This is a genomic window from Paenibacillus sp. BJ-4, assembly GCF_020404765.1.
GTDB lineage: Bacteria > Bacillota > Bacilli > Paenibacillales > Paenibacillaceae > Paenibacillus.
Map to the genome: position 1 here is coordinate 70,998 of NZ_JAIVEM010000141.1, position 25,494 is coordinate 96,491.

The following is a 25,494-nucleotide window of genomic DNA, read 5'->3' on the forward strand; positions in this document are numbered from 1 at the left end:
TCACTGAATAGGAGTGAACGAGATGAATGACATGCAATTATATGATTTAACAAATGCGCAGAAACGTATATGGTATACGGAATTACTCTATCCAGATACGTCAGTATCACAGCTTTCCGGTACAGCTAAGATGAAAGGCCGTATCAATATCGCCGCCTTCATGCAGTCCATTAATTTGATTATCAAACAGTATGATGCGTTCCGCATTCGTATCACCTCAGTGGATGGAGTGCCCCAGCAGTATGTCGTTCCTTATGAAGAGAGACAGTTGGAGTGCCTGGATCTTACCCACTATGAAAGTATATCTGAGGTGGAAGCCTTACTTGAGCAGCACAAAAGAAAACCCCTGCAACTGCTGGATTCTGAACTCTTTCAGTTTTTGATTGTGAAGATTAGCGAGGAAGAGTATTGGATTAATATCAAGATGCACCATATTATTTCTGACGGGATTTCTATGGTGATCTACGGCAATCAGTTGACAGAGTTTTATACGCAGTTAACTCAAGGAAATGAACCGACGCTGAATGATGATTGCTCTTATATTCAATATATTGCAGAAGAGAGCACATATGAGCTTTCTGACAGATACCAAAAGGACAAGGCATACTGGCTGGATAAATTTTCAGATTTACCTGAACTCACGGGCTGGAAGTCGTACAATCCGTTATCTCTGAGCACCCAGGCCGTACGGGAGCATTTTACCGTGCCAGAGGTGCTATATCACGAGCTGCAGACATTTTGCCAACAGAACAGAATTTCTCTCTTCCAGTTCTTCATGGGTGCAATGTATATCTATATACACAAAGTGACGAATCAGCCGGATGTGGTGATTGGTACCTCGTTTGCTAACCGCGGGAACAAAAAAGAGAAGCAAAAGATTGGTATGTTCGTCAGTACGGCTGCAGCTAGAACATACGTTGAAAAGGACATGGATGTATTAAGCTTCTTGCAGGATGTAGCCAGAGATCAGATGTCAATCCTGCGGCATCAGAAATATCCATATAATCAGTTAATACAAGATCTAAGAGAAATGCATGGCAACAAGGATATTCAGCGGCTTTTTGGTGTTTCAATGGAATACCGTCTTATCAATTGGGTTGATTTGGATGAAGTGCGCATTTTGACGGACTATGATTTCTGCGGCGATGAAGTGAATGATTTCGTGCTTCATATCGTGGAGATCCTGGATGAAGGCGAGCTGGTACTGGATGTCGATTACCGGGCAAAGCTGTTTGAACGTGGTGAAGTAACGGACATGGTTTCCCAGCTGCTTACGATTGCCGATCAGATCATTCATGCACCGCAGCTTTCCATCGCAGAGGTAACCCTGCTGGGAGAAGCGGATGAGCAATCGATTTTGGCTCTCTCCGAAGGGATTGTAGCTGATTATCCGCGCGAAAAGACAATTCATGGCTTATTCGAAGAACAAGCCGAGCGCACGCCAGATCATGTTGCCGTTCAGATGGGCGAGCAGTGCATTACATACCGAGCTCTAAACGAGCAGGCTAACCAGCTTGCGAGATATTTGCGCTCTGAGGGAGTAGGAGCAGATACACTCGTAGGGATCATGGCTGACCGTTCCTTGGAGATGATTGTCGGCATTATGGCCATCTTGAAAGCAGGAGGTGCCTATGTACCGATTGATCCTGATTATCCCGAAGAACGTATCCATTATATGCTGGAGGATTCGGGAGTCGAGCTGTTGCTCACCCAAAGCCATCTATGGGAGTGCACCACTTTTGACGGAAAGCTTGTGAATCTGGACGAAGCTGCATCTTATACAGGAGACGCTTCAAATCTGGAGAGCATTTCGGGAGCTGGCAATCTGGCCTATGTGATCTACACGTCGGGTACAACCGGCAAGCCAAAGGGAACGCTGATTGAGCATAAAAATGTAGTTCGACTGCTCTTTAACGATAAAAATTTATTTGATTTCAGCGCCCAGGACACGTGGACGCTATTCCACTCGTTCTGCTTCGATTTTTCCGTGTGGGAGATGTATGGAGCCCTTCTCTACGGAGGGAAATTGGTGATTGTTCCGTCTCTCACAGCCAAGAGCCCAGCAGCTTTCCTGCAGTTGTTGAAAGACAACCAAGTCACCATTTTGAATCAGACGCCGACGTATTTTTATCAGGTGATACAGGAAGAATTAGTGCACTCTTCGACAGAGCTTAGCCTCAGAAAAATCATTTTTGGTGGAGAGGCCTTAAGTCCATCTCTTCTGAGAAACTGGCGGGTTAAGTATCCTGATGTGCAGTTGATTAATATGTACGGAATTACGGAAACAACAGTCCATGTCACCTACAAGGAAATCACAGAACATGAGATTGAAGCGGGAAAAAGCAATATTGGCAGAACGATTCCGACACTTAGCGCTTACATTTTCGATGAGCAAAGACGCCTGCAGCCTGTCGGGGTTCCGGGGGAGCTATACATCGCGGGCGATGGACTTGCCCGAGGGTATTTGAACCGTCCAGAGTTGACGGCCGAGAAATTCGTAGAGCATCCGTTTAACGCGGGGGAGCGGATGTATCGTACTGGAGATCTGGCTCGCTGGTTGCCTGATGGTAATATCGAATATTTGGGTCGGATCGACCATCAGGTCAAAATTCGCGGCTACCGAATTGAGCTTGGCGAGGTGGAAGCCCAAATTCTCAAGGCTCCGAATGTTCGGGAAACGATTGTTCTTGCAAGGGACGACGAACAGGGCCAAAAATTGCTGTGCGCCTACTACGTAGCCTCCACCGACCTTTCGCCGAGCGAATTGAGATCTCAACTGGCTGTGGAACTACCCGCTTATATGATCCCCTCTTATTTTGTCCGACTGGAGCAAATGCCGCTTACGCCAAATGGCAAGCTGGATCGCCGCGCGCTGCCAGCTCCTGAAGGCAGTGTCCAATCCAGTGAGGTTTATTTGGCTCCGAGAACTGCTGCGGAAGCGCAGTTGGCGCTAATCTGGCAAGATATCCTGGGAGTCGCCCGTGTCGGCGTCAGAGATAATTTCTTTGAAATTGGTGGACACTCTTTGCGGGCGACATTGCTCGTTTCGCGGATTCAAAAAGAGCTGGGATGCAGCATTTCGCTGCGTGAAGTGTTTCAGTCGCCTACGGTCGAGTCCATGGCACGACTGGTCAAAGAACGCATTCCGACCGTGTATGAATCCATCTCGCAGGCGGAGGAAAGCGAAGCATATCCCGTATCCTCAGCGCAGAAGCGGTTATATGTGCTGAGACAAATGGACGGAGGAGAGCTCAGCTACAATATGCCTGGAGCCTTCACAGTGGATGGGCCGTTGGATCGCGTTCGGCTGGAATCTGCGTTCCAGACGCTGATCCAGCGTCACGAATCCCTGAGAACCGGCTTCTATATGAAGGAGGGAGAGCTTGTTCAGCGTGTGCATAGGGATGTGCCGTTCACGCTGGATTACACAGAAGCTTCGGTGGAGGAGACGGATTCGCTCATAAACGGCTTTATCCGTGCCTTTGATCTTAGCCAGGCTCCATTACTGCGTGTTGGCTTGGTGAAGCTGGAAGAGGAACGACATCTGTTGCTGTTTGATATGCATCACATCATTTCAGATGGGGTTTCCATTCATATATTGGTGGAGGAACTCACTCAATTGTATCAAGGAGAACAGCTGCCAGAGCTGTACATCCAGTACAAGGACTATGCCGTGTGGCAACAGGAACAGTCGGAGAGAGAGTGGCAAGAGCATGAAGCGTACTGGCTACAGGCCTTTGAAGGGGAGCTTCCGGTACTTGATTTACCTACAGACTTTCAAAGACCTTCTGTTCGGAGCTTCGAGGGTAGCCGAATTGATTTTACATTGAATGAGTCCGGTAATAAGGCCATACAAGAGCTTGCATCCCGTACAGGTACTACGCTGTATATGGTGTTGCTGGCGGCTTATTCGGTGCTGCTGCACAAATATACAGGCCAGGAGGACATCATCGTTGGTTCTCCGGTGGCTGGAAGACCACAGGCTGAGCTTGAGGGTATCATCGGGATGTTTGTCAATACATTGGCCTTGCGTAGTTATCCGGCGGGAGATAAGACCTTTCAGGATTATCTTCTCGAGATCAAGGAAACGGCGCTCAAGGCGTTCGAGCATCAGGACTATCCTTTGGAAAAACTGATTGAGAAGCTGGGCGTAGGACGTGATATCAGCCGTAATCCACTCTTTGACACCCTGTTGGTATTGCAAAATACGGAGCAGGAAGAGCAGGAAATGGATGGATTGCGCTTTACTCCTTACATGCTGGAGACAGTCACGGCAAAATTTGATCTGTCCCTGAATGTAGAGGAGCAAGGGCCAGAGCTAGCCTTTGGTTTGGAGTATAGTACGGCTCTATATAAGCAAGAGAGTGTAGAGCGACTTGCTGTGCACTTGCTCCGGGTTCTGCATGCGGTTGCTGCCAATCCCCAGTTGAAGCTGGCTGAGATCGAGATGATCACACCGGAGGAAAAGGTACAGATCATTGAAGAATTTAACGCGACATCGGCTCCTTATCCAAGTGAGAAGACCATTCACGAGCTGTTCGCAGAACAAGTAAAACGTACACCAGAGCAGACGGCGCTTGTATTCGGCGATGTTCGGCTAACCTACCTCGAATTGGAAGAGAAGGCGGGACGACTGGCCCAAACGCTGCGTCGGTTGGGAACGTTGAAGGAGCAGCCAGTCGCCGTGATGGGCGGACGAAGCATCGAGATGGTCATTGGTATGCTCGCGGTGCTTCAGGCAGGCGGAGCCTATGTGCCTATTGATCCTGACTACCCGGAAGATCGGGTTCGTTATATGCTCGATGATTCAGCTGCCAAACTAATGCTGGTACAAAAGGGCGAGTATGGAAATATAGACTACGGTATTCCGATTGTCGATCTCAGCAGTGAAGAGGCTTATGCAGCTGAGCCTGCCCGGCCGGAGACTGCCCAGGGATCGCATGGACTTGCCTATGTCATCTATACATCGGGCACGACGGGGAGACCGAAGGGTGTTATGGTTGAACACCGGAACGTGGTCCGTCTGGTCAAAGAGACCAGCTATGTGGAGTTGAATGAATCCACACGAATTTTGCAGACGGGAGCCGTGGCCTTCGATGCTTCCACTTTCGAAATATGGGGAGCGCTGCTTAACGGCGGACAGCTCTATTTCGTGGAGAACGACGACATCCTGATTGCTGATAGGCTCAAAGCGGCCATTGCCAAGTACGGGATTACGACGCTGTGGCTCACTTCGCCGCTTTTCAATCAGCTTTCACTGCAGGACGAGTACCTGTTTAGAGGGCTAAAAACATTGTTGGTCGGCGGTGACGTACTGTCCATATCTCATATGAACCGTGTAATCGAGGCCAATCCTGATCTTGTCCCTATCAATTGCTATGGTCCGACAGAGAATACGACCTTCTCTACCACCTACAAGATTCCGGGTCGTGCCGAAGGGGTAGTGCCGATTGGTCGCTCAATTAGTAATTCAACCGCTTATGTGGTCAATGGATCGCTTCAATTACAACCCATTGGCGCTTGGGGCGAACTGATTGTCGGCGGTGAGGGGGTAGCGCGCGGATATCTCAATCGTCCTGATCTCACGGCAGAAAAATTTGTCCCTAGTCCCGTAAAGGACGGAGAAGCCTGCTACCGAACTGGCGATCTGGTACGCTGGCTTCCAGATGGGAACCTGGAATTTAAGGGAAGAATTGATGAACAGGTCAAAATACGTGGCTACCGCATCGAGCTCCCCGAAATCGAGGCTCAGCTGGCCAAGGTGGAGTCGGTCATCGAGGCCTTGGTGGTCGTTCGCGCGGATGATCTTGGAGAGAAGCAGCTTTGCGCTTATTATGTAGCGGATCGTGTGCTCACGGCAGGAGAAGTGCGTCTTGCCTTATCGCAGGTGCTTCCGAGTTATATGATTCCGTCTTATTTTGTGCAACTGGATCGTATGCCATTAACGTCGAATGGGAAAGTGGACCGCAGGTCTCTGCCGGCTCCTCAAGTTGGTGCGCATACGGGACGGAAGTATACGCCTCCCCGTACACCGGCCGAAGAAGCCCTGGCGTCTGTTTGGCAAGGGGTATTGGGTGCCGAACAGGTGGGTATCCATGACAATTTCTTCGAATTAGGAGGAGACTCCATCAAGGCCATTCAGGTTTCGTCACGGCTACTACAGACCGGTTATCGGTTAGAGATGAAGGAGCTGTTCAAATCTCCAACCATTGCGGAACTGAGCACGCAAATACAAACGGCTGTGCGCATGGCTGAACAGGGAACTGTGCGTGGAGCGGCTTGTTTGACTCCAGTTCAACGGTGGTTCTTTGGGCGGAAGCAGGCAGAGCCCCATCACTTTAATCAAGCGGTCATGCTGTATCGTGAACAGGGATTTGAGGAAAAGACCTTGCATCATGTGCTGAGGAAACTCGCCGAGCATCATGACGCCCTTCGCATGGTTTTTCGTCAGACAGAGCATGGGTACGAGGCATGGAATCGTGGTCTTGAAGAAGGAGAGCTGTATGGCCTGCTTACCGCTGATTTACGGAATGAATCTAATCCGGTCGCAGCCATCACAGCGCTGTCGGACGATATTCAGCGCAGCATCAATCTGGCGGAAGGTCCGCTGCTGAAGCTAGGACTTTTCCATTGTCAGGACGGAGACCATCTCCTGATCGTGATCCACCATTTGGTGGTAGACGGTGTATCCTGGCGGATTTTGTTTGAGGATATCGCAGCAGGCTATGAACAGGTGACTCAAGGACAAGCGCTGGTGTTCCCGCAGAAGACGGACTCCTTCCGTGACTGGGGCGATGCGCTTTCCCGTTATTCGGAAAGCCAAGAAATCGAAATTCATCAGGCGTATTGGAGAGAGGTGGAAGGTCAGCAACTTGAGCAGTTACCGAAGGATGAGGCTGTAGAGAGCCTTCTTTTACGGGATAGCAAAGTGGTAACAGCACAATGGACTGTAGAGGAAACCGACCAATTGCTGAGAAAAGCTCACCGTGCTTACCAAACGGAGACGAATGATCTGCTATTGACCGCTCTGGGCATGGCCGTATCCAAGTGGTCCGGCATTGGAAAGATTGCTGTGAACCTTGAAGGCCACGGTCGTGAACCGATTATACCGAATATCGACATTACCCGTACCGTTGGCTGGTTTACAAGCCAATATCCGGTGATTTTAGACTTGGGCGATAACCTGGAAGTGGCAGCCTTGATCAAGTCTGTGAAAGAAGGACTGCGCCAAATTCCGAACAAAGGTATCGGATACGGGTTGCTCAAAAGCATGGCAAGTCAGGTGGACGCAGACAGCTTCAGCTTGCAGCCTGAGATTTCTTTTAACTATCTGGGGCAATTTGATCAGGATTTGCAAGGAAGCTCATTGCAGATTTCACCCTATCCGACCGGAAGCGCCCAAAGCTTGTTGGGGGAACCAGCCTATACGCTAGATATCAATGGCATGGTGACGGACGGAGCCCTGACTCTGACAATTACCTATAACGGAAAACAGTATAAGTCATCTACGATGGAACAGCTCGCTGGATATATTGAAGAAAGCTTGCGACAGCTTCTCCAGCATTGCGTAAACCAGGAAAGAACCGTATTGACACCAAGCGACGTGCTTGCAAAGGGTCTAAGCATTGCCGACCTGGAAGAGCTCTCCAAGCAAACCAGCCACATTGGCGATATTGAGAATGTATACAGTCTGACGCCGATGCAGAAGGGCATGCTGTTTCATGATATGTTTGAGCCGCATACAGGTGCTTATTTTGAGCAGGCTGCCTTTGATTTTAAGGGTAGCTTTGATCCGGCCGCCTTTGGACAGAGTTTGGATGCCTTAGTGGAGCGTCATGCCATCCTGCGCACGAACTTTTATAGCGGATGGGGCAGCGAGCCTTTACAGGTTGTTTTTCGGCACAGAGGCGCCAAGCTGGTGTACGAAGACCTGCGGGAGATGGACGCAACGCAGCGCGAAGCTTATTTGAAGACATTTGCTGCAAAGGACAAGGCACAGGGCTTCAATCTATCTGAAGATGAGCTTCTACGTGTTTCGATTTTGTGTACAGGTGAAGATAGCTTCCGTCTCTTATGGAGCTTTCACCACATCGTCATGGATGGATGGTGTGTTCCGTTAATTACGCAGGAGGTGTTTGAACATTATTTTGCCCTCCTGGAAGGAAGAGAGCCTCAGTTGGCAGAGGTTCAGCCGTACAGTCGATATATCGAATGGCTGGAGCAGCAGGATGAAGCAGCTGCGTCCAACTATTGGAGTCGATATCTGGCCGGTTACGAGCAGCAGACGCTTTTACCTCAAGTCAGGGAAGCAAGTAAAGGGGAAGGGTATGTATCAGAGAAGCAGAATTACATCCTCGGCAGGGAATTAACTGGACGTCTGGAGAAGGTAGCCAGAGATGCTCATGTCACGATGAATATATTGCTACAATCCGTATGGGGCATTGCACTTCAACGCTATAACGGTAGCCGGGATGTCGTATACGGAAGTGTAGTATCAGGCAGACCAGCAGAAATTCCGGGCATTGATCGGATGATCGGTTTGTTCATCAATACGATTCCAGTCCGTGTGAAGACGGAGGAAAATCTCCCCTTCTCAGTTTTGATGAAGCAGCAGCAGGAACAATTTATGGCTTCTCATATGTATGACACCTACCCGCTGTTTGAGATTCAGGCTCAGACTGATCAGAAACAGGACTTAATCTCACATATTATGGTGTTTGAGAACTATCCTGTTGAGGAGGAGGTAGAGCGTCTGGGTGGTGGCGAGGCTGACTTTGAGATTGAGGACGCCGAGCTTCTGGAGCAAACGAATTACGATTTTAATTTAATTATCCTGCCTGGCAAAGAGATGAGATTGCTATTCCAGTACAATGCACTTGTGTATGATCAAGTGACGATTGAGCAAATCAAGGGACATCTGGTTCACCTCATGGAACAAGTTGTGGAGAACCCTGCAATTTCCGTGGATGCTCTGGAATTGGTCACGCCGCAGGAGAGAGAGCAGATTCTGAACGTATGGGGAAACACGAAAGTCAGTTATGAGCACTGTAACACGTTCCACGGGCTGTTGGAGGAACAGGCGGGACGAACGCCAGAGGCGACTGCCATTGTGTTCGAGGATGAGATGCTGACCTATGCCGAGCTCAATGCAAAAGCCAACGGACTGGCAAGAAAACTGCGTAATCAGGGAATCCAGACGGGAGATCTGGTGGGGCTGATTGCTGAACGGTCGTCCGAAATGATCGTTGGAATCTACGGCATTATGAAAGCCGGAGGTGCCTATGTTCCAATTGATCCAGAGTATCCGAAAGAACGGATCAGTTACATGCTTGAAGATTCCGGAGCAAAGCTGATCCTTACACAGGCCCGCCTCTTGGAGCATCTTGGATGGACGGAAAATGTTTTGTTGCTGGATGAACCATCGACATATGATGCCGATACCTCGAATTTGAAGGATACCGTTGGCCCGGATGATCTGGCTTACGTGATCTATACTTCAGGTACGACGGGTCAGCCTAAGGGCGTATTAGTCGAACATCGGGGACTACAAAATCTTTTGGATGTATACGGGGCACACTTCGAAGTTACACCGCAGGATCGGATCGTTCAGTTTGCAAGTCTGTCATTTGATGCATCGGTTTCGGAAGTTTTAACGGCACTAAGCCATGGGGCTGCTCTCTGCATCCCTTCTACACAAGACATTTTAGATTATGCCTTGTTCGAACAGTTCATAAACGACAAGGGAATTACGATAGCGACTCTGCCACCAGCTTACGCTATCCACCTTGAGCCGGAACGCCTGCCAGCACTGCGATGCCTGCTTACTGCTGGATCGGCCGCGTCTATCGAGTTGATCGAAAAGTGGAGGAAGCATGTACGCTACTCCAATGGCTACGGCCCAACGGAGGACTCTATTTGTACCACAATCTGGTCTGTTCCGGATAGCGAGGAAGCACTGGAAATGGTATCCATTGGCCGACCTATTGCTAATCATAGTGTGTACGTGTTGGATGAGCATCTCAGATTGCAGCCTGTCGGCGTAGTTGGAGAGCTATGCATCTCGGGTATCGGATTAGCACGGGGGTATCATAACCAGTCTGCGTTAATGGATGAGAAGTTCGTCGAAAATCCGTTCACTCCAGGGGAGCGTATGTATCGGACGGGCGACTTGGTTCGCTGGTTACCGAACGGTACCATCGAATACGTGGGCCGAATAGATCATCAAGTCAAAATTCGCGGCTATCGGATCGAGCTGGGCGAGGTAGAAGCACAAATGCTCAGAGTGCAGTCCGTTCAGGAAGTCGTGGCCATGGCTGTGGAAGGCGATGACGGTCAGAAGGATCTGGTCGCTTACTTCGTAGCCGCTCGGGAGCTGGAGGTATCCGAGCTTCGGGCAGTTCTATCGGAGATGTTACCTGGATATATGATCCCTTCCCGCTTCATACAACTGGAGGATATGCCTCTGACGTCGAACGGAAAAATCGATCGAAAAGCATTGCAGGGAGAGCGCGGATGGGCAGTTGCTTCATCTGTAGCTCCGAAGACACCTGTGGAAATTCAATTAGCTGAAATTTGGCAAGAAGTATTGGGTGTAGAGAACGCGGGAGTGAAGGATAATTTCTTCCATTTTGGAGGTCACTCACTGCGTGCAGCTCTGTTAGTCTCACGAATTCGCAAGGAAATGAACCGCGAGATTAGTCTGAGAGAAGTGTTCGAGTCTCCTACAATTGAAGGATTGGCTCGTGCTATTGAGGGCTATACACCGCTCAATTTTGAAGAAATTCCTTCGGCAGGAGTGCGTGAGCACTACCCACTATCCTCAGCCCAAAAACGGCTGTTTATTCTAAGTCAGCTGGAAGGCGGAGAGCTGAGCTACAATATGCCGGGAATCCTTACGGTTGAGGGAGCCTTGGATCGGGAACGGCTGGAGCAGGCATTCCGTCGTCTGATTCATCGCCATGGTTCGCTGCGGACCCGTTTTGTGACTGTTAACGGTGAACCCGTACAGCAGACCCTGCCGGATGTGCCGTTTGCTGTGGAATATGCGGAGTTGAGCGAGAAGGAGGCAGAAGCTTCCCTTCAGCAATTTGTCCGTCCTTTTGATCTTGGCGAGGCCCCATTGCTGCGGGTCGGCCTCATCCGGATTGCACATGAGCGCCATTTACTGTTGTTTGACATGCATCATATTGTCTCAGATGGGGTTTCTATGAATATTCTCATAGAAGAGTTTCTCCGCTTCTACCAAGAGGAGGACTTATTACCTGCGCTACAGATCCAGTACACAGACTATGCCGTATGGCAGCAAGAGCAACTGGGAAGCGAACGTCTCAAAGCCCAGGAAGCCTACTGGCTGGATGCATTCCGTGGAAGCTTGCCAGTGCTGGATTTGCCGGGAGATGAAGTCCGTCCTGCGGTGCGAAGCTTTGCGGGGGATCGGATCGACTTCTGTATTGATTCTTCTCTGAGCGGTTCACTCCAGGAGCTGGCCACTCGAACGGGTTCTACGCTGTTCATGGTACTGCTGGCAGCCTATACAGCGCTCTTGCACAAGTACACAGGTCAGGAAGATGTCATTGTCGGTTCACCTGTGGCGGGAAGATCCCATGCCACACTCGAAGGCCTCATCGGTATGTTCGTCGGTACGCTAGCACTGCGTACTTATCCGGAAGGAGAGAAGCCTTTCGAGACTTATCTGCAGGAAGTGAAGGAAACAGCGCTGCAGGCCTATGAAAACCAGGATTATCCGTTCGAGGAGCTGGTCGAAAAGCTGGAGCTTCAGCGTGACCTGAGCCGCAACCCGTTATTTGATACGATGTTTGTCCTGCAAAATATCGAGCAGGGAGAACAAGAAATAGAGGGATTGCGGTTCACTCCTTACGATAACGTGCATCCTGCTGCCAAGTTCGACCTCACGCTGACCGTGAGTGAAGCGGATGGGGCATTAAGCTGCACGCTTGAGTACTCGACTGCGATCTACAAGCGAGAGACTGCCGAGCGGATGGCAGGCCACTTTGTACGGCTTATTCAGGAAGCCACCGCCAATCCGGCAATGCCGTTGTCATCCCTTGATATCGTGACACCTCAGGAAAAATCAAGGCTGATGAAAGATCCAGACGGAGCCAAAGCAGATTATCCTCGTGACAAGACGATTCATGCGCTGTTCGAGGAACAGGCTGTCCGTACTCCGGATGCAGTAGCAGTCGTATGTGAAGAGGCAACCCTGTCCTACAGAGAGCTGAACGAGCGGGCCAACGGACTTGCCAGAACGCTGAGGGAGCGTGGTTTGCAACCAGACGGTTTGGCTGGGATCATGGCGGATCGTTCCCTTGAAATGGTCGTCGGGATTTTGGCCATTTTGAAGGCGGGCGGAGCCTATGTCCCTGTTGACCCTGAATATCCAGAGGACCGCATTCGCTTTATGCTTGAGGATTCGGGAGCCAAGCTACTGCTGACACAAACGCATCTGGAGAAACGTGTCTCCTTCGCCGGGGATATCGTCAACCTGGACGAGACCACTTCCTACAAGGAAGATGTCTCAAACCTCAAGCCTGCAGCCGGACCAGAGCATCTTGCCTACGTCATCTATACATCGGGTACTACAGGCAAGCCAAAGGGAACGCTGATCGAGCACAAAAATGTAGTTCGCCTGCTCTTTAATGATAAAAATATGTTTGATTTCGGTCCTCAGGATACGTGGACACTGTTCCATTCATTCTGTTTTGACTTCTCCGTATGGGAAATGTACGGGGCATTGCTGAATGGAGGACGTCTGGTCATCGTTCCATCGCTCACCGCGAAGAGTCCAGATCGTTTCTTGCAATTGCTTAAGGACCAGAAGGTCACCGTCTTGAACCAGACGCCGACATATTTCTATCAGTTACTACAGGAAGAGCTTGGTCATCACGCGGCAGAACTGAGTCTCCGCATGATTATCTTCGGTGGAGAGGCATTAAGCCCGGCCTTGCTCAGGGACTGGAGAACGAAGTATCCGCAAGTGCAGCTCATCAACATGTACGGCATTACCGAAACGACCGTGCATGTAACATACAAGGAAATTACGGAGCTGGAAATTGAACAGGGCCGCAGCAATATCGGTACCACGATTCCGACGCTGCGTGCATACATTCTGGATGAACAACGCCGTCCACAGCCGATTGGCATTCCAGGTGAACTCTACGTGGCGGGCGAAGGCCTGGCGCGCGGCTACCTGAACCGACCGGAATTGACGGAAGAGAAGTTTGTTGCTCATCCGTTTGAAGCGGGCGAGCGTATGTACCGCTCGGGTGACCTGGCACGCTGGCTGCCTGATGGAAGCATGGAGTATTTGGGACGGATTGACCATCAGGTTAAAATCCGGGGTTATCGCATCGAGCTGGGCGAAGTGGAAGCGAAGCTGCTCCATGCTCCGTCTGTAAGGGAGGCTGTAGTGCTCGCCCGGGAGGATGGAAGTGGACAAAAAGTCCTTGTCGGCTATTTCACAGCCGATCAGATGCTGACGGTAGCCGAATTGAGAAAAGCCTTGGCGGCAGAGCTGCCAGCTTATATGATTCCATCTTACTTCATGCAATTGGAACAGATGCCATTGACGCCAAATGGCAAGCTGGATCGCAAAGCACTTCCGGCTCCAGAGGCCAATGTGCAGACTGGAGCAGTTTATGAACCACCAAGGACGAAGGCTGAGGAAGCCTTGGTGTCCGTATGGCAAGGGGTGCTGGGAGCACAGCAGGTCGGCATCCATGATCATTTCTTTGATCTGGGTGGTGACTCCATCAAGGCGATCCAGGTATCCTCGAGATTGTTCCAAGCCGGGTATAAGCTAGAGATGAAGGATCTCTTCAAATATCCGACAATTGCTGAGCTAAGCCCGCATCTTCAAGCAGCCGGACGCACAGCAGAGCAGGGTGAAATTAAAGGCGCAGCAGAGTTGATGCCAATTCAGCGGTGGTTCTTTGAACGTCATACAGAGGAGCCGCATCATTACAATCATGCCGTTATGCTCTATCGGAAAGACGGCTTTGATGAAGCTGCACTCCGGTTGACGATGACCCAAATTGCTACCCACCATGACGCGCTGCGTATGGTCTTCCGGTCTACAGAGGCCGGTTATGCAGCCTGGAATCGTGGAACGGACGAGGGCGAGCTCTATACATTGGATATAGCTGATGTGCGACAGGCAGATGATCAGGCAGCTGCCGTTCAAGCCAAAGCCGATGCCATCCAGGCAAGCTTCCACCTGGAAGACGGCCCACTGTTCAAGCTAGGCTTGTTCCATTGTGAAGATGGGGACCATTTATTAATTGTTATCCATCACCTTCTAGTTGACGGGGTATCCTGGCGCATCCTGTTTGAGGACATCGCAATGGGATACGAGCAGGCGTTGAATGGACAAGAAATTGTTCTTCCGCAAAAGACAGATTCGTATCTTGTATGGTCTGAACAAGCGGCGAAGTATGCAGCAGGGCCTGCCCTAGACAAGGAGCGTGCATACTGGCAGCAGATCGAGGATTCAACTCTGGCTCCACTGCCAAAAGACGAAGATCAAGAGCCAGGCACCATTCGAAATACCGAGTCGGTTACGGTAACGTGGTCTGCTGAGGAAACAGATCTGCTGCTGCGACAAGCGAACCGCGCGTATCATACGGAGACGAATGATTTGCTCTTGACTGCTTTGGGGGCTGCCATTCAGCGCTGGACAGGCATGGAGCGGATTCTGGTCAATCTTGAAGGGCATGGACGGGAAATGATCATACCGGAACTGGATATTACCCGTACCGTGGGCTGGTTTACAACCCAGTATCCGGTTCTGCTGAACCTGCAAGGCGGACAGGAAGTATCTGCGCGAATCAAGCGCATCAAGGAGAGTTTGCGAGAGGTTCCGCACAAAGGCATCGGCTACGGTCTTCTGAAGTATATGGCACCGGAGGAAAGTGTCGGATTCAGGATAGAGCCTGAGATTTCCTTCAACTATCTTGGACAGTTTGATCAGGATTTGGAGGGTAATGCCCTTAGCCTATCCACACATTCCGTCGGTAAGGCGCTCAGCGATCACACACCACAGCAATATGCTTTGGATGTGAATGGCATGATTGCCGAAGGCCAGCTATCACTGACGATTACGTACAGCAGCAGACAGTATCGCAAGGAGACGGTGAATCATTTTGCTGAATTATTACAGTCAAGCCTTAGCGAGGTCATCCGGCATTGTGTGGCTCAGGAGCGCTCACAGCTTACGCCAAGTGATGTTCTGTTCCAGGGATTAACACTGGAGCAGCTTGATCAACTCACGGCGCAGTCGGCCCACATTGGAGAGATTGAGGATGTGTACAAGCTGACGCCGATGCAGAAGGGGATGCTGTTTCACAGTCTGCTGGAGCCGGACTCCTCTTCATACTTCGAGCAGGCTACGTTCGAGCTGCGCGGCAGCTTCGATGTAGATATCTTCTTCGAGAGCTTCCAGGCTCTGGCACAAAGACATGCCATACTCCGTACCGGCTTTTACAACAATATCGCTGATGTACCGCTGCAAGTTGTCTTTAAGCAACGGTCAATCCCTCTGCGCTACGTAGATCTGCGTTCCGCTACGTTGCAGGAGCAAGAAGCCCAGATCAAGGCTTACACTGCTGAGGATATGGCTAAGGGCTTTAGTTTGTCGGAGGACCCGTTGATGCGAGTAACCGTCCTGCAAACGGAGCAAAGCTCCCTGGTATTATGGAGCTTCCATCATATTGTTATGGATGGCTGGTGCATCCCGATCATTACACAGGAGCTGTTCGATTATTATTCTGCCCTGCGCCAGCAAGTGCAGCCTGTGCTGCCGCCAGCTCAGCCTTATAGCCGTTATATTGAGTGGCTTGATGCACAGGATAATGAAGAAGCTTCAACGTATTGGAGCCAATACCTCGAAGACTATGACGGAAATACCGTATTGCCGGAAGGCAAAACGAAATCTCAAGCCAAAGAAGCGGGCTATGTTCTGAATGAGCATGTTCTCCATCTGGGTGCATCCTTGACCGGTAAAATGGATGTTGTCGCGAAGCGCAATCACGTGACCGTCAACACACTCATGCAGACAGCCTGGGGACTGATACTTCAACGTTACAATGCCAGCTCGGATGTGGTTTTCGGCGGCGTTGTATCAGGTAGACCGGCTGAGATTGCAGGTATCGAAAATATGGTGGGTCTGTTCATTAACACAGTACCTATCCGTGTGCAGTCCTCCAAAGACGAAGCCTTTGTCGAGATCATGAAACGTACACAGGCACAATCGCTGGCAGGCCGTGCTTATGATACCTACCCGCTGTATGAGATTCAGGGGAAAACAACCCAAAAGCAGGACCTGATTTCTCATATTATGATCTTTGAAAATTATCCGCTCGACGAACAGGTGGAGCAATCGGGTAATCAAAATGAAGACAATCTCGAAGTCGCGAACTTCACCATGTTTGAACAAACGAACTATGACTTTAACCTGGTTGTGATTCCAGGCGAGGATATCAAGGTCTGCATTCGTTACAACGCTTTGGTCTATGAGCAAGAAAGTATTGCGCGGATCGGAGATCATTTGTTGCAAATGCTTGATCAGGTAGCTACTCGTCCGCAAGCGACGATACAGGAACTGGAGATTGTAACGCCGGAGGAGCGTACGAAACTGCTTGACTGGGGCGGCAAGGCCCAGGCCTATCCAAGTGATCAGGGTCTGCATACCTTGTTTGAAGAACAGGTTGTCCGTACGCCGGATAAGATTGCGGCTGTAAACGGCGACATCCAGATCACGTATCGGGAGCTGAACGAGCAGGCGAACAGGCTGGCCTCCACCTTGATAGCCCAGGGACTACGAAGTGAACAAGTGGTAGGTCTGTTGGCAGATCGTTCTGTGGAACTGCTTGTTGCCATCATGGGTGTGCTCAAAGCGGGCGGAGCCTATGTACCTATTGATCCTGAATATCCGCAGGAACGGATTCAATATATTCTGAAGGATTCCGGTGCTGAGATTCTGCTCACACAGAGCCACCTGACGGAGCTGGCTTCCTTTGAGGGAACGGTTATGGAATTGGATTCCCCGCACATCTACGGAACCGGAGTGGATAATCCTAATATTCCTGTTGGAGGAAACGATCTGGTGTACTTAATCTATACATCGGGTACAACCGGAAATCCGAAGGGAACCATGATTAACCACAAGGGGATCGTGAACTACATCTGGTGGGCCAACAAGGTCTATTGTGCTGGAAAACCAACGGATTTCCCGCTTTACTCATCCATTTCGTTTGACCTGACGCTGACGTCGATTTTTACTCCATTAATGAATGGAGGATTAGTACGGATATATGATGGTATAGATAAAGCGGAGGTTGTACAGCATATTTTGCGCGAAAATGCGGTGGATATTCTCAAGCTGACGCCGACTCATCTCAGTCTTATTAAAGATATGGCCATCCCAGCGGAAAGTCGCATTCAGCAGCTCATTGTGGGTGGAGAGAATTTGACCACATATTTATCGAAAACCATCACAGATCTCTTTGGTGGCAACATCAAAATCTACAATGAATACGGTCCAACCGAAACGGTCGTCGGCTGCATGATTCACCTTTACGATCCTGCCAAGGATACACGTGAATCCGTACCGATTGGATTGCCGGCAGACAATATATATATTCATATCCTGGATGAACAGCTTCGTCTCGTACCGTTAGGCGTGGAAGGTGAAATGTACATCGCCGGGGACGGGGTGGCCCGTGGATATCTGAACCGACCTGAGCTTAGCGCAGAAAAATTCATTAGAAATCCGTTCGCTGCGGAAGGAAATATGTATCGAACCGGGGATTTGGCGCGTCGCCTTCCTAATGGAGACATTGAGTACATTGGGCGTATTGACCATCAAGTTAAAATACGGGGCTATCGTATTGAGCTTGGTGAGATTGAGGCCAAGCTGCTGGACATTCCACTTGTCGAGGAAGCTCTCGTTGTTGCGTGGGCAGACGCCAATGGACAGAAATCGCTGTGCGCCTACTTCGTAGCTGACCGGGAAATGTCTGTCAGTGAGCTCAGAAACGAACTGTCTGCCGGACTGCCTGCATATATGATCCCGTCTTACTTCGTCCAACTGGACGTGATGCCTTTGACACCGAATGGCAAGCTGGATCGTAAGGCACTGCCTGAACCAAACTCAGGTGTAAAGGCAGGTGCAGACTTTACCGCTCCGCGGACGGATGTTGAGACCATTTTGGCATCGATCTGGCAAGGTGTGCTCGGCGTTCCGCTTGTCGGCATACATGATAATTTCTTTGAGCTTGGAGGCGACTCGATCAAATCCATCCAAGTATCTTCAAGGCTTCTCCAAGCAGGCTATAAGCTTGAGATGAAGGACTTGTTCGGCTATCCGACAATTGCAGAGCTGGCACAGCGCGTTAGCGCAGTCAGCCGAATTGCGGACCAAGGCGAGGTACACGGAGCAGTAAGACTGGGACCTGCCCAGCGCAGATTCTTCGAAGAGCAGTCGATGGACCTGCACCACTTTAATCAGTCGGTCATGCTGTACCGACGAGAAGGCTTCAACACCGATGCGCTCGCCGAGGTTGTTCGGAAAATTGCAGAGCATCATGATGCTCTGCGGCTGGTGTTCCGCCAAGGAGAGCGGGGATTTGGAGCCTGGAGCCGCAGCTTGGGTGAGGGTGAGCTTTATAGCCTCCAGATCCACGATCTGCAGGATGAAGAAGACCCGGCTTCGGCAGTAGAAGCAGGTGCGGAAGCCATTCAGCGCAGCATTTCTCTGGAGGCTGGACCTCTCTTTAGACTGGGTCTGTTCCGCTGCGCGGACGGCGAACATCTGTTAATTGCTATTCATCACCTGGCTGTTGATGGCGTATCCTGGCGTATTCTTTTTGAGGACCTGCAGGAAGGCTACGAGCAGGCAGTGCGCGGAGAAGCTGTGAAGCTTCCGCAGAAGACAGATTCGTACCGTGCATGGGTAGAGGGAATTTCACAATACGCTAACAGCCCGGCGGCTGAACAAGAACGCAGCTATTGGGCAGATATAGAAGGAGATGGCTTTGCCCCTCTTCCAAAGAACAAGGCAGACGGCGCTCTTCTCATCAAAGACAGCGAGGCTGTTACGGTGAAATGGTCGCCAGAAGAGACAGAGCAGTTCCTGAAAGAAGCGAATCGCACTTACAACACGGAAGTTAACGATCTGCTCCTGACGGCTCTCGGTATGGCTGTTCACGAGTGGACGGGAATCGAACGTGTAGGCATCCTTTTGGAAGGGCATGGACGGGAGCCTGTTGTACCGGAACTGGATATCACTCGTACAATAGGTTGGTTTACAAGCCAATACCCTGTCGCCCTTGAGATGGGAGGGGAACTGGAGATCGGCGCCAGAATCAAGCGCATCAAGGAAGGCTTGCGTCGTATTCCGAACAAGGGTGTCGGATATGGTATTTTAAAATATTTAAGCGACGTATCCGATGTCTCCTCCTTCTCGGCTGAACCGGAGATTACCTTCAACTACCTGGGGCAGTTCGACCAGGATCTTGCAGGGGGATCGATGGAGGTATCGCCTTACTCCGTGGGATCTGAAGTCAGTGAGCAGATGGTGCAGCACCAGGCTTTGAACATTAATGGACTGATTGCCGAAGGACAACTTCAACTTTCGGTCAGCTATAACCGTCAGCAGTTCGATACAGAGTCGGTGACGAAGTTTGTCGGCATCCTGAAAGGACACCTCAGCGAAGTCATTGGACATTGTGTACGCAAGGAAAGAACGGAACTTACACCAAGCGACGTACTCCTCAAAGAAATCAGCTTGGAACAAATTGAAGAGCTGGAAGAGCAGACACGGCATATCGGCACGATTGAAAATATGTATAAACTGACGCCGATGCAAAAGGGAATGCTGTTCCACAGCTTGCTGGAGCCTCATTCAGAAGTCTACTTTGAGCAAGCCAAATTTGAAATTCAGGGAGCATTCTATCCTGAGGATTTCAAACGCAGCTTAAAGCATCTGATGAAACGGCATGCCATATTGAGAACGAATTTCCATGCCGGATGGGGCGATTTCCCTATACAGATTGTGTTCAAAGAGAGACCGTGCGACTTCGTATACGAGGACCTGCACGAGCTGGAATCCAGTGAAATTGAGGCGCGTCTTGCAGCTTATACTGCTCAGGACAAAGCAAGAGGTTTTGACCTTGCTGAAGGAGCATTGCTGCGCGTGGCCGTTCTACGGACGGCAAAAGAGGCTTACCATCTACTGTGGAGCTCTCATCACATCATTTTGGATGGTTGGTGTATGCCGCTGGTGCTTCAGGAAGTGTTTGAGACATACGGAGTTCTGCGTGAGCAAAGGGAGCCTGAGCTTCCTGCTGCTGTATCGTACAGCCAGTACATTCAATGGCTGGAGCAACAAGGTGAGGAAGAAGCATCCTCATACTGGAGAGGATATCTGGAAGGCTACGAGCAGCAGACGAAGCTGCCGCAGGCGATAACACAGCCATCGACAAAGGCAGAGGCCTACGTGTCGGAAAAGCTTGTTTTCACGTTGGATGCAGAACTGACCGAACGGCTGGAACAAGTGGCCAAGCAAAACCAGGTAACGATGAATACGCTGATGCAAGCAGCCTGGGGAATCGTGTTGCAGCGCTACAATAGAAGCCGGGATGTCGTCTTCGGAAATGTGGTATCGGGGAGACCTGCCGAGATTCCGGGTATTGAAAGCATGATTGGTCTCTTCATTAATACAGTTCCGGTTCGGGTACAGGCCGAGGGAAGCGATTCGTTCTCCCATGTGATGAAAAGACAGCAGGAATTATATTTGGCAGGACATGCTTATGAGTCCTATCCGCTCTACGAGATTCAAGCACAGAGCGAACAGAAGCAGAATTTAATTTCCCATATTATGGTATTTGAGAATTACCCGGTAGAGGAGCATCTGGAAGAGAAAATTGCCAGTGAAGAGGCTGAATACAAAATTACGGATGTTCAGATGTTTGAACAGACGAATTATGATTTTAACCTCATTGTGCTGCCGGGCCGTAATCTGGAATTCTTGTACCGGTACAATGCCCGCGTCTATGATCGGGAGAGCGTGCAACGGATTCAAGGGCACTTGATGAAGATTCTGGAAAGCGTATCTGTTCATCCTGCCGTCCGTATTGATGAGCTGGAGATGATTACACCGGAAGAGAAATCGCAGATTATAGAGGTATGGGGCGATACAGCGGCTCCTTATCCGCGTGAGAAGACCCTTCACCGTATATTTGAGGAAAAGGCGGCGCTCACACCAGATCGTACAGCACTTATTTACGGCGAAACGGAGCTTACCTACGGAGAACTTCATCAGCAGGCGAACCGCCTTGCACGTACGTTGCGTGCCCAAGGGGTCAGACCGGACCAACCGGTCGGCATCATGGTTGAGCGCTCGCTGGAGATGATTATTGGTATCCATGCCATTCTAAAAGCGGGTGGGGCCTATGTGCCGATTGATCCGGAATTCCCGGAAGATCGCATTCGTCACATGTTGGAGGATTCGGGAGCGAAGCTTCTACTGACGAAGAACCATCTCAAAGATCTCTTTCCGTTTGCTGGTACGCTCCTGGCACTCGATGATCCGCAGGTGTATCATGCGGATGACTCGAATCTCGAGCCAATCGCGGGGCCGGAGAATCTGGCGTATATCATTTACACGTCAGGTTCAACCGGCAAGCCGAAAGGCGTCATGATTGAGCACCGTTCCGCCGTCCATACGCTGAGCCAGTTGGAAGCTGAATATCCGATGTTGGCAGGTGACCGATTCCTGCTGAAAACGACATTCACCTTTGACTTCTCCGTGCCGGAGCTGTTCTGCTGGTTCTTTGGGCAGGGAACCCTCGTGATCCTGCCACAGGGCGCGGATAAAGACCCGCTGGCATTGCTGGAGGCCGTGGATACGTGCCGTATCACGCATCTCAATCTGGTGCCGTCGATGCTCAGTGTTCTCGTCCAATATTTGAAAGAAAGCGGAACCCAGGGATTCCTTACGCTGAAATACCTGTTTGCCTGCGGCGAGACGCTGCCTGCCAAACTTGTAGAAGAGTACTATAAAGTATCTCCACACGCAGTGCTGGAGAACATCTATGGTCCTACGGAAGCGGCCGTATATGCGACCCGATATACAACGAGCCCTGAGACCGCTGCTCTAACGCATGTGCCTATCGGTAAACCGTACGCGAACGTCCAAGTTTGGATGATGGATAGTGCTTCTCAGGTATCACCTGTAGGTGTACCGGGAGAACTCTGCATTGCAGGTGAAGGGGTAGCGCGGGGGTATTTCAACCAGCCAGACCTGACGGCAGAGAAGTTCATTTCTCACCCGTACAAACCGGGAGCACGGATTTACCGGACAGGCGATTTGGCCCGATGGCTGCCCGACGGAAATATTGAGTATTTGGGGCGGATCGATCACCAGGTAAAAATCCGGGGTTACCGCATTGAACTGGGAGAAGTAGAAGCACAAATTCTTAAAGTGCCATCAGTGCAAGAAGCGGTCGTTCTTGCACTGGCTGATGCAGCTGGAAGTACTCAGCTTTGCGCGTACTTTGTGGCTGAAGAGGGGCTTGCAGCCCATGTGTTACGCGAGGCGCTGGCCAGCGAACTGCCAAGCTACATGATACCGACTGCTTTTGTACAGTTGGAACAAATGCCGCTGAATCCGAATGGAAAATTGGATCGCAAAGCGCTGCCAGCACCTGAATCACTCCTGCGGAGCACAGCGGAATATATTCCGCCGCGTACATCGACGGAAGTAGAACTGGCGCAGATTTGGGCCGAGGTGCTTGGCGTACAGGATATCGGGGTCAAAGATCATTTCTTCGAACTTGGAGGCCACTCCCTGAAAGTTTTGGGATTGATCCAAAAGATATCATCTGGCATGGGTGTCCAGCTCCCGCTCCAACTCGTGTTCAATCTGCCGACTGTGGAGCAAATGGCCCATGAAATATCCAAGCTACGGACAAAAGATGCTCCTGACGAAGAAGAAATGGAAATTATCCACTTCCCAGGGAAAGGAACGCTCAAAGTATTTTGCTTCCCGCCTCGGGTCGGCTACTCTCTGGGATACTATGAGATGGCTAGGGAGCTGGAAAGAGATTGTGAGGTATATGGGCTGGAATTCATCGGCGATCGTTATCAGGGTCAAGACATGCTGGATCGATACATCGATGCCATCGTAGGTATTCAACCAGAGGGACCCTACGTCTTCCTGGGATACTCACTCGGAGGAAACCTCGCCTTCGAGGTGGTCAAAGCCATGGAAAGCCGAGGCCATCAGGTTAGCGACCTTATCATGGTGGATGCTATGAGAAAGACGTCCAAGGATGAATCAACACCAGAGCAGCTTGAAGAGATTGTCGAGGTGGTGCTGGACAGCATTGGAGACCAGTACAAATCATTCCTCGCCGATCCAGCTGACAGGGAGCGAGTCAGAGACAAAATGTTGATTTACTCCATCTACCGCAATGAGCTTATTAATGCAGGTGAAGTTCAGGCGAATATCCATGCCTTGGTTGCAGAAGACGATAGTATGGGTCCGGTGACATCATCAGATAAACTGCTATGGCAACAAGCAACGCTTGGTCAATACGAAGAATACGGAGTCATCGGTACGCACGATGTGCTGCTTGATTCCGGTTATGTTGGGGAAAATGCTAAAGTGCTGAGACAGATACTTGGCAAGGTTGCAGAAGCATCCTCTAAAAACAAGCCCATTTTGTCCTAAGATCCATCAACGATAATAAGTGTTGGGCAGCAAAGACGCCCGGGTTCCTTTATATAGGAGAAACCCGGGCGTCTTTTGTGTTTTATGCACCCCTCTACATGTAGAGTAGGTCTCTAATGATCTGTGTTTGTCTTAGCAGCGGTTGACCGAGGGGGATTGATCTTGGAGATTAGCTCACGGATGACCTGAATAACAAGCTCTGGTTGATCATGGATAATCATATGCTCGCTCTTCTTGGCGACAATAAATTTGCTGTTTGTAGAGATTTTGAGCATCTCGCGCTGTCCAATTTGCCAGCTTTGTTCGATCTGGTCATTTCCGCGCTTACTAATACCGAACTGAGTCAAATTTTGCTGGACACCCCGGGCAATCACGCGCACAGGGAGGTTTCCCAAATGCTGCCCACGTATGGCATTTTCGGTCGTGCTCGCCAGATCCCCCTCCTCGGCAACAGATCTGAAGTATTTGGGGGAAGCGACAATATTCACAAACGACTTCCTATCCTGATCCTCGACACGACCAGTTAGCATAAAATTAGGGAACAAACGAAAAGCCCCAACCCTTTCTAGGAGAATTGATATTAACGGCGAGGGATTGACCTTAGGTCGTTCCTTGGCATAGATCTCCTGGGTTCGGCGAGCGTCATTCTCGGGCCTGGCATCCACCAGAACCAATCCTACTATCTCATCTCTGTACGTTTGCGCGTACAGCCTTGAGTACATGCCTCCGAGGGAATGGCCTACAAGGATATAAGGAGCTTGGATGTCTGCATTCTTTAAGGCCACATGAAGCTCTCGAACGATGTTTTCCCCGGTGCGTGGAGTAGCAGCCTCCTCACTCCATGCATAGCCTGCACGATCATAGGATACAACGGTGGCGAATGATGACAGCTTTTTGGGAATATCCCTCCATGACAGGCTGCTTTCCCCGCTCCCTGATTCAAGCAATATTGTCGGGGAGCCGCTACCAAGTTTACGAATATGAAGTCGATAGCCTCCGGCATCAACCAATTCCCCCGGAGGTGGGTATTGCAATTTATCCTGTTTGGATGCAATCCACTCATACACAAATCCAGAGATAAAGACAAGCAGTAAGCAAGAGATGACAAAAAACACAATTCTTGTCCATGTTCGCCTTCGTTGCTTCATTAAAAGATCTACTCCTCTATACTGTTATTTAATCATCAGCTGATCTCATACGAAACAAATTGTTCTTGTTGTGGCTATAGCTTGCTGAAGATTTCAGATAATCCATCAAAATGAAGTTCCTAGTATCCGTCTTTCTCATATCATTTTTTACCCATCCTTTCTTTGTTAAATCATCAATATTAAAGAAACATAAGACTTAGCACTTGAGCTGTACTGAGTAACACGGTGTTTTAGGGCGTGAAACAATTAATAAAAAAGCTTGCATTTAAAAATTTAGTATGGTATATTCTAATTCCGGCCAAGAAGTACAATATTGCGAGCGAGAGTCACAAAAGAATTTTGAAAAAAAAGCTTGCAAAGTTGGTTCGGACATGATATGATATAAGAGTTGATGAGGCGATGGGCTGATTCAACGAAAAAGAAGTGTTTGATCTTTGAAAACTGAACAACGAGTGAGCAATGATTTTGTTCGCAAAATCAACAATGAGATATTTTTATCTCGTCAGTTTCAACATGAGCTAATCGCTCTTTCTATAACCAACTTCGGTTGGTCTTTATTGGAGAGTTTGATCCTGGCTCAGGACGAACGCTGGCGGC

2 protein-coding genes are annotated in these 25,494 nt (G+C 50.0%); one reads left to right on the top strand and one right to left on the bottom strand.

Going from position 1 to position 25,494, the window contains the following annotated elements; all coding sequences use genetic code 11:
- The first annotated feature begins 22 nt into the window (after window positions 1–22).
- Window positions 23–23,749 (top strand): non-ribosomal peptide synthetase, encoded by a 23,727-nt coding sequence (locus LCF57_RS22245; protein ID WP_226002662.1) that lies wholly within the window; start codon window positions 23–25, stop codon window positions 23,747–23,749.
- Window positions 23,750–23,862: 113 nt separating this feature from the next.
- Here LCF57_RS22245 and LCF57_RS22250 read toward each other — a convergent pair whose 3' ends face one another.
- Window positions 23,863–24,897: an alpha/beta hydrolase gene (locus LCF57_RS22250; protein ID WP_226002663.1), complete on the bottom strand. Its 1,035-nt coding sequence runs from the start codon at window positions 24,895–24,897 to the stop codon at window positions 23,863–23,865.
- Between the last annotated feature and the right edge of the window lie 597 nt (window positions 24,898–25,494).

Excerpts from the sequence above, each read along its gene's own strand:
- LCF57_RS22250 (WP_226002663.1), bottom strand. The coding sequence starts at position 24,897 with ATGAAGCAACGAAGGCGAACATGGACAAGAATTGTGTTTTTTGTCATC.
- LCF57_RS22245 (WP_226002662.1), top strand. The coding sequence starts at position 23 with ATGAATGACATGCAATTATATGATTTAACAAATGCGCAGAAACGTATA.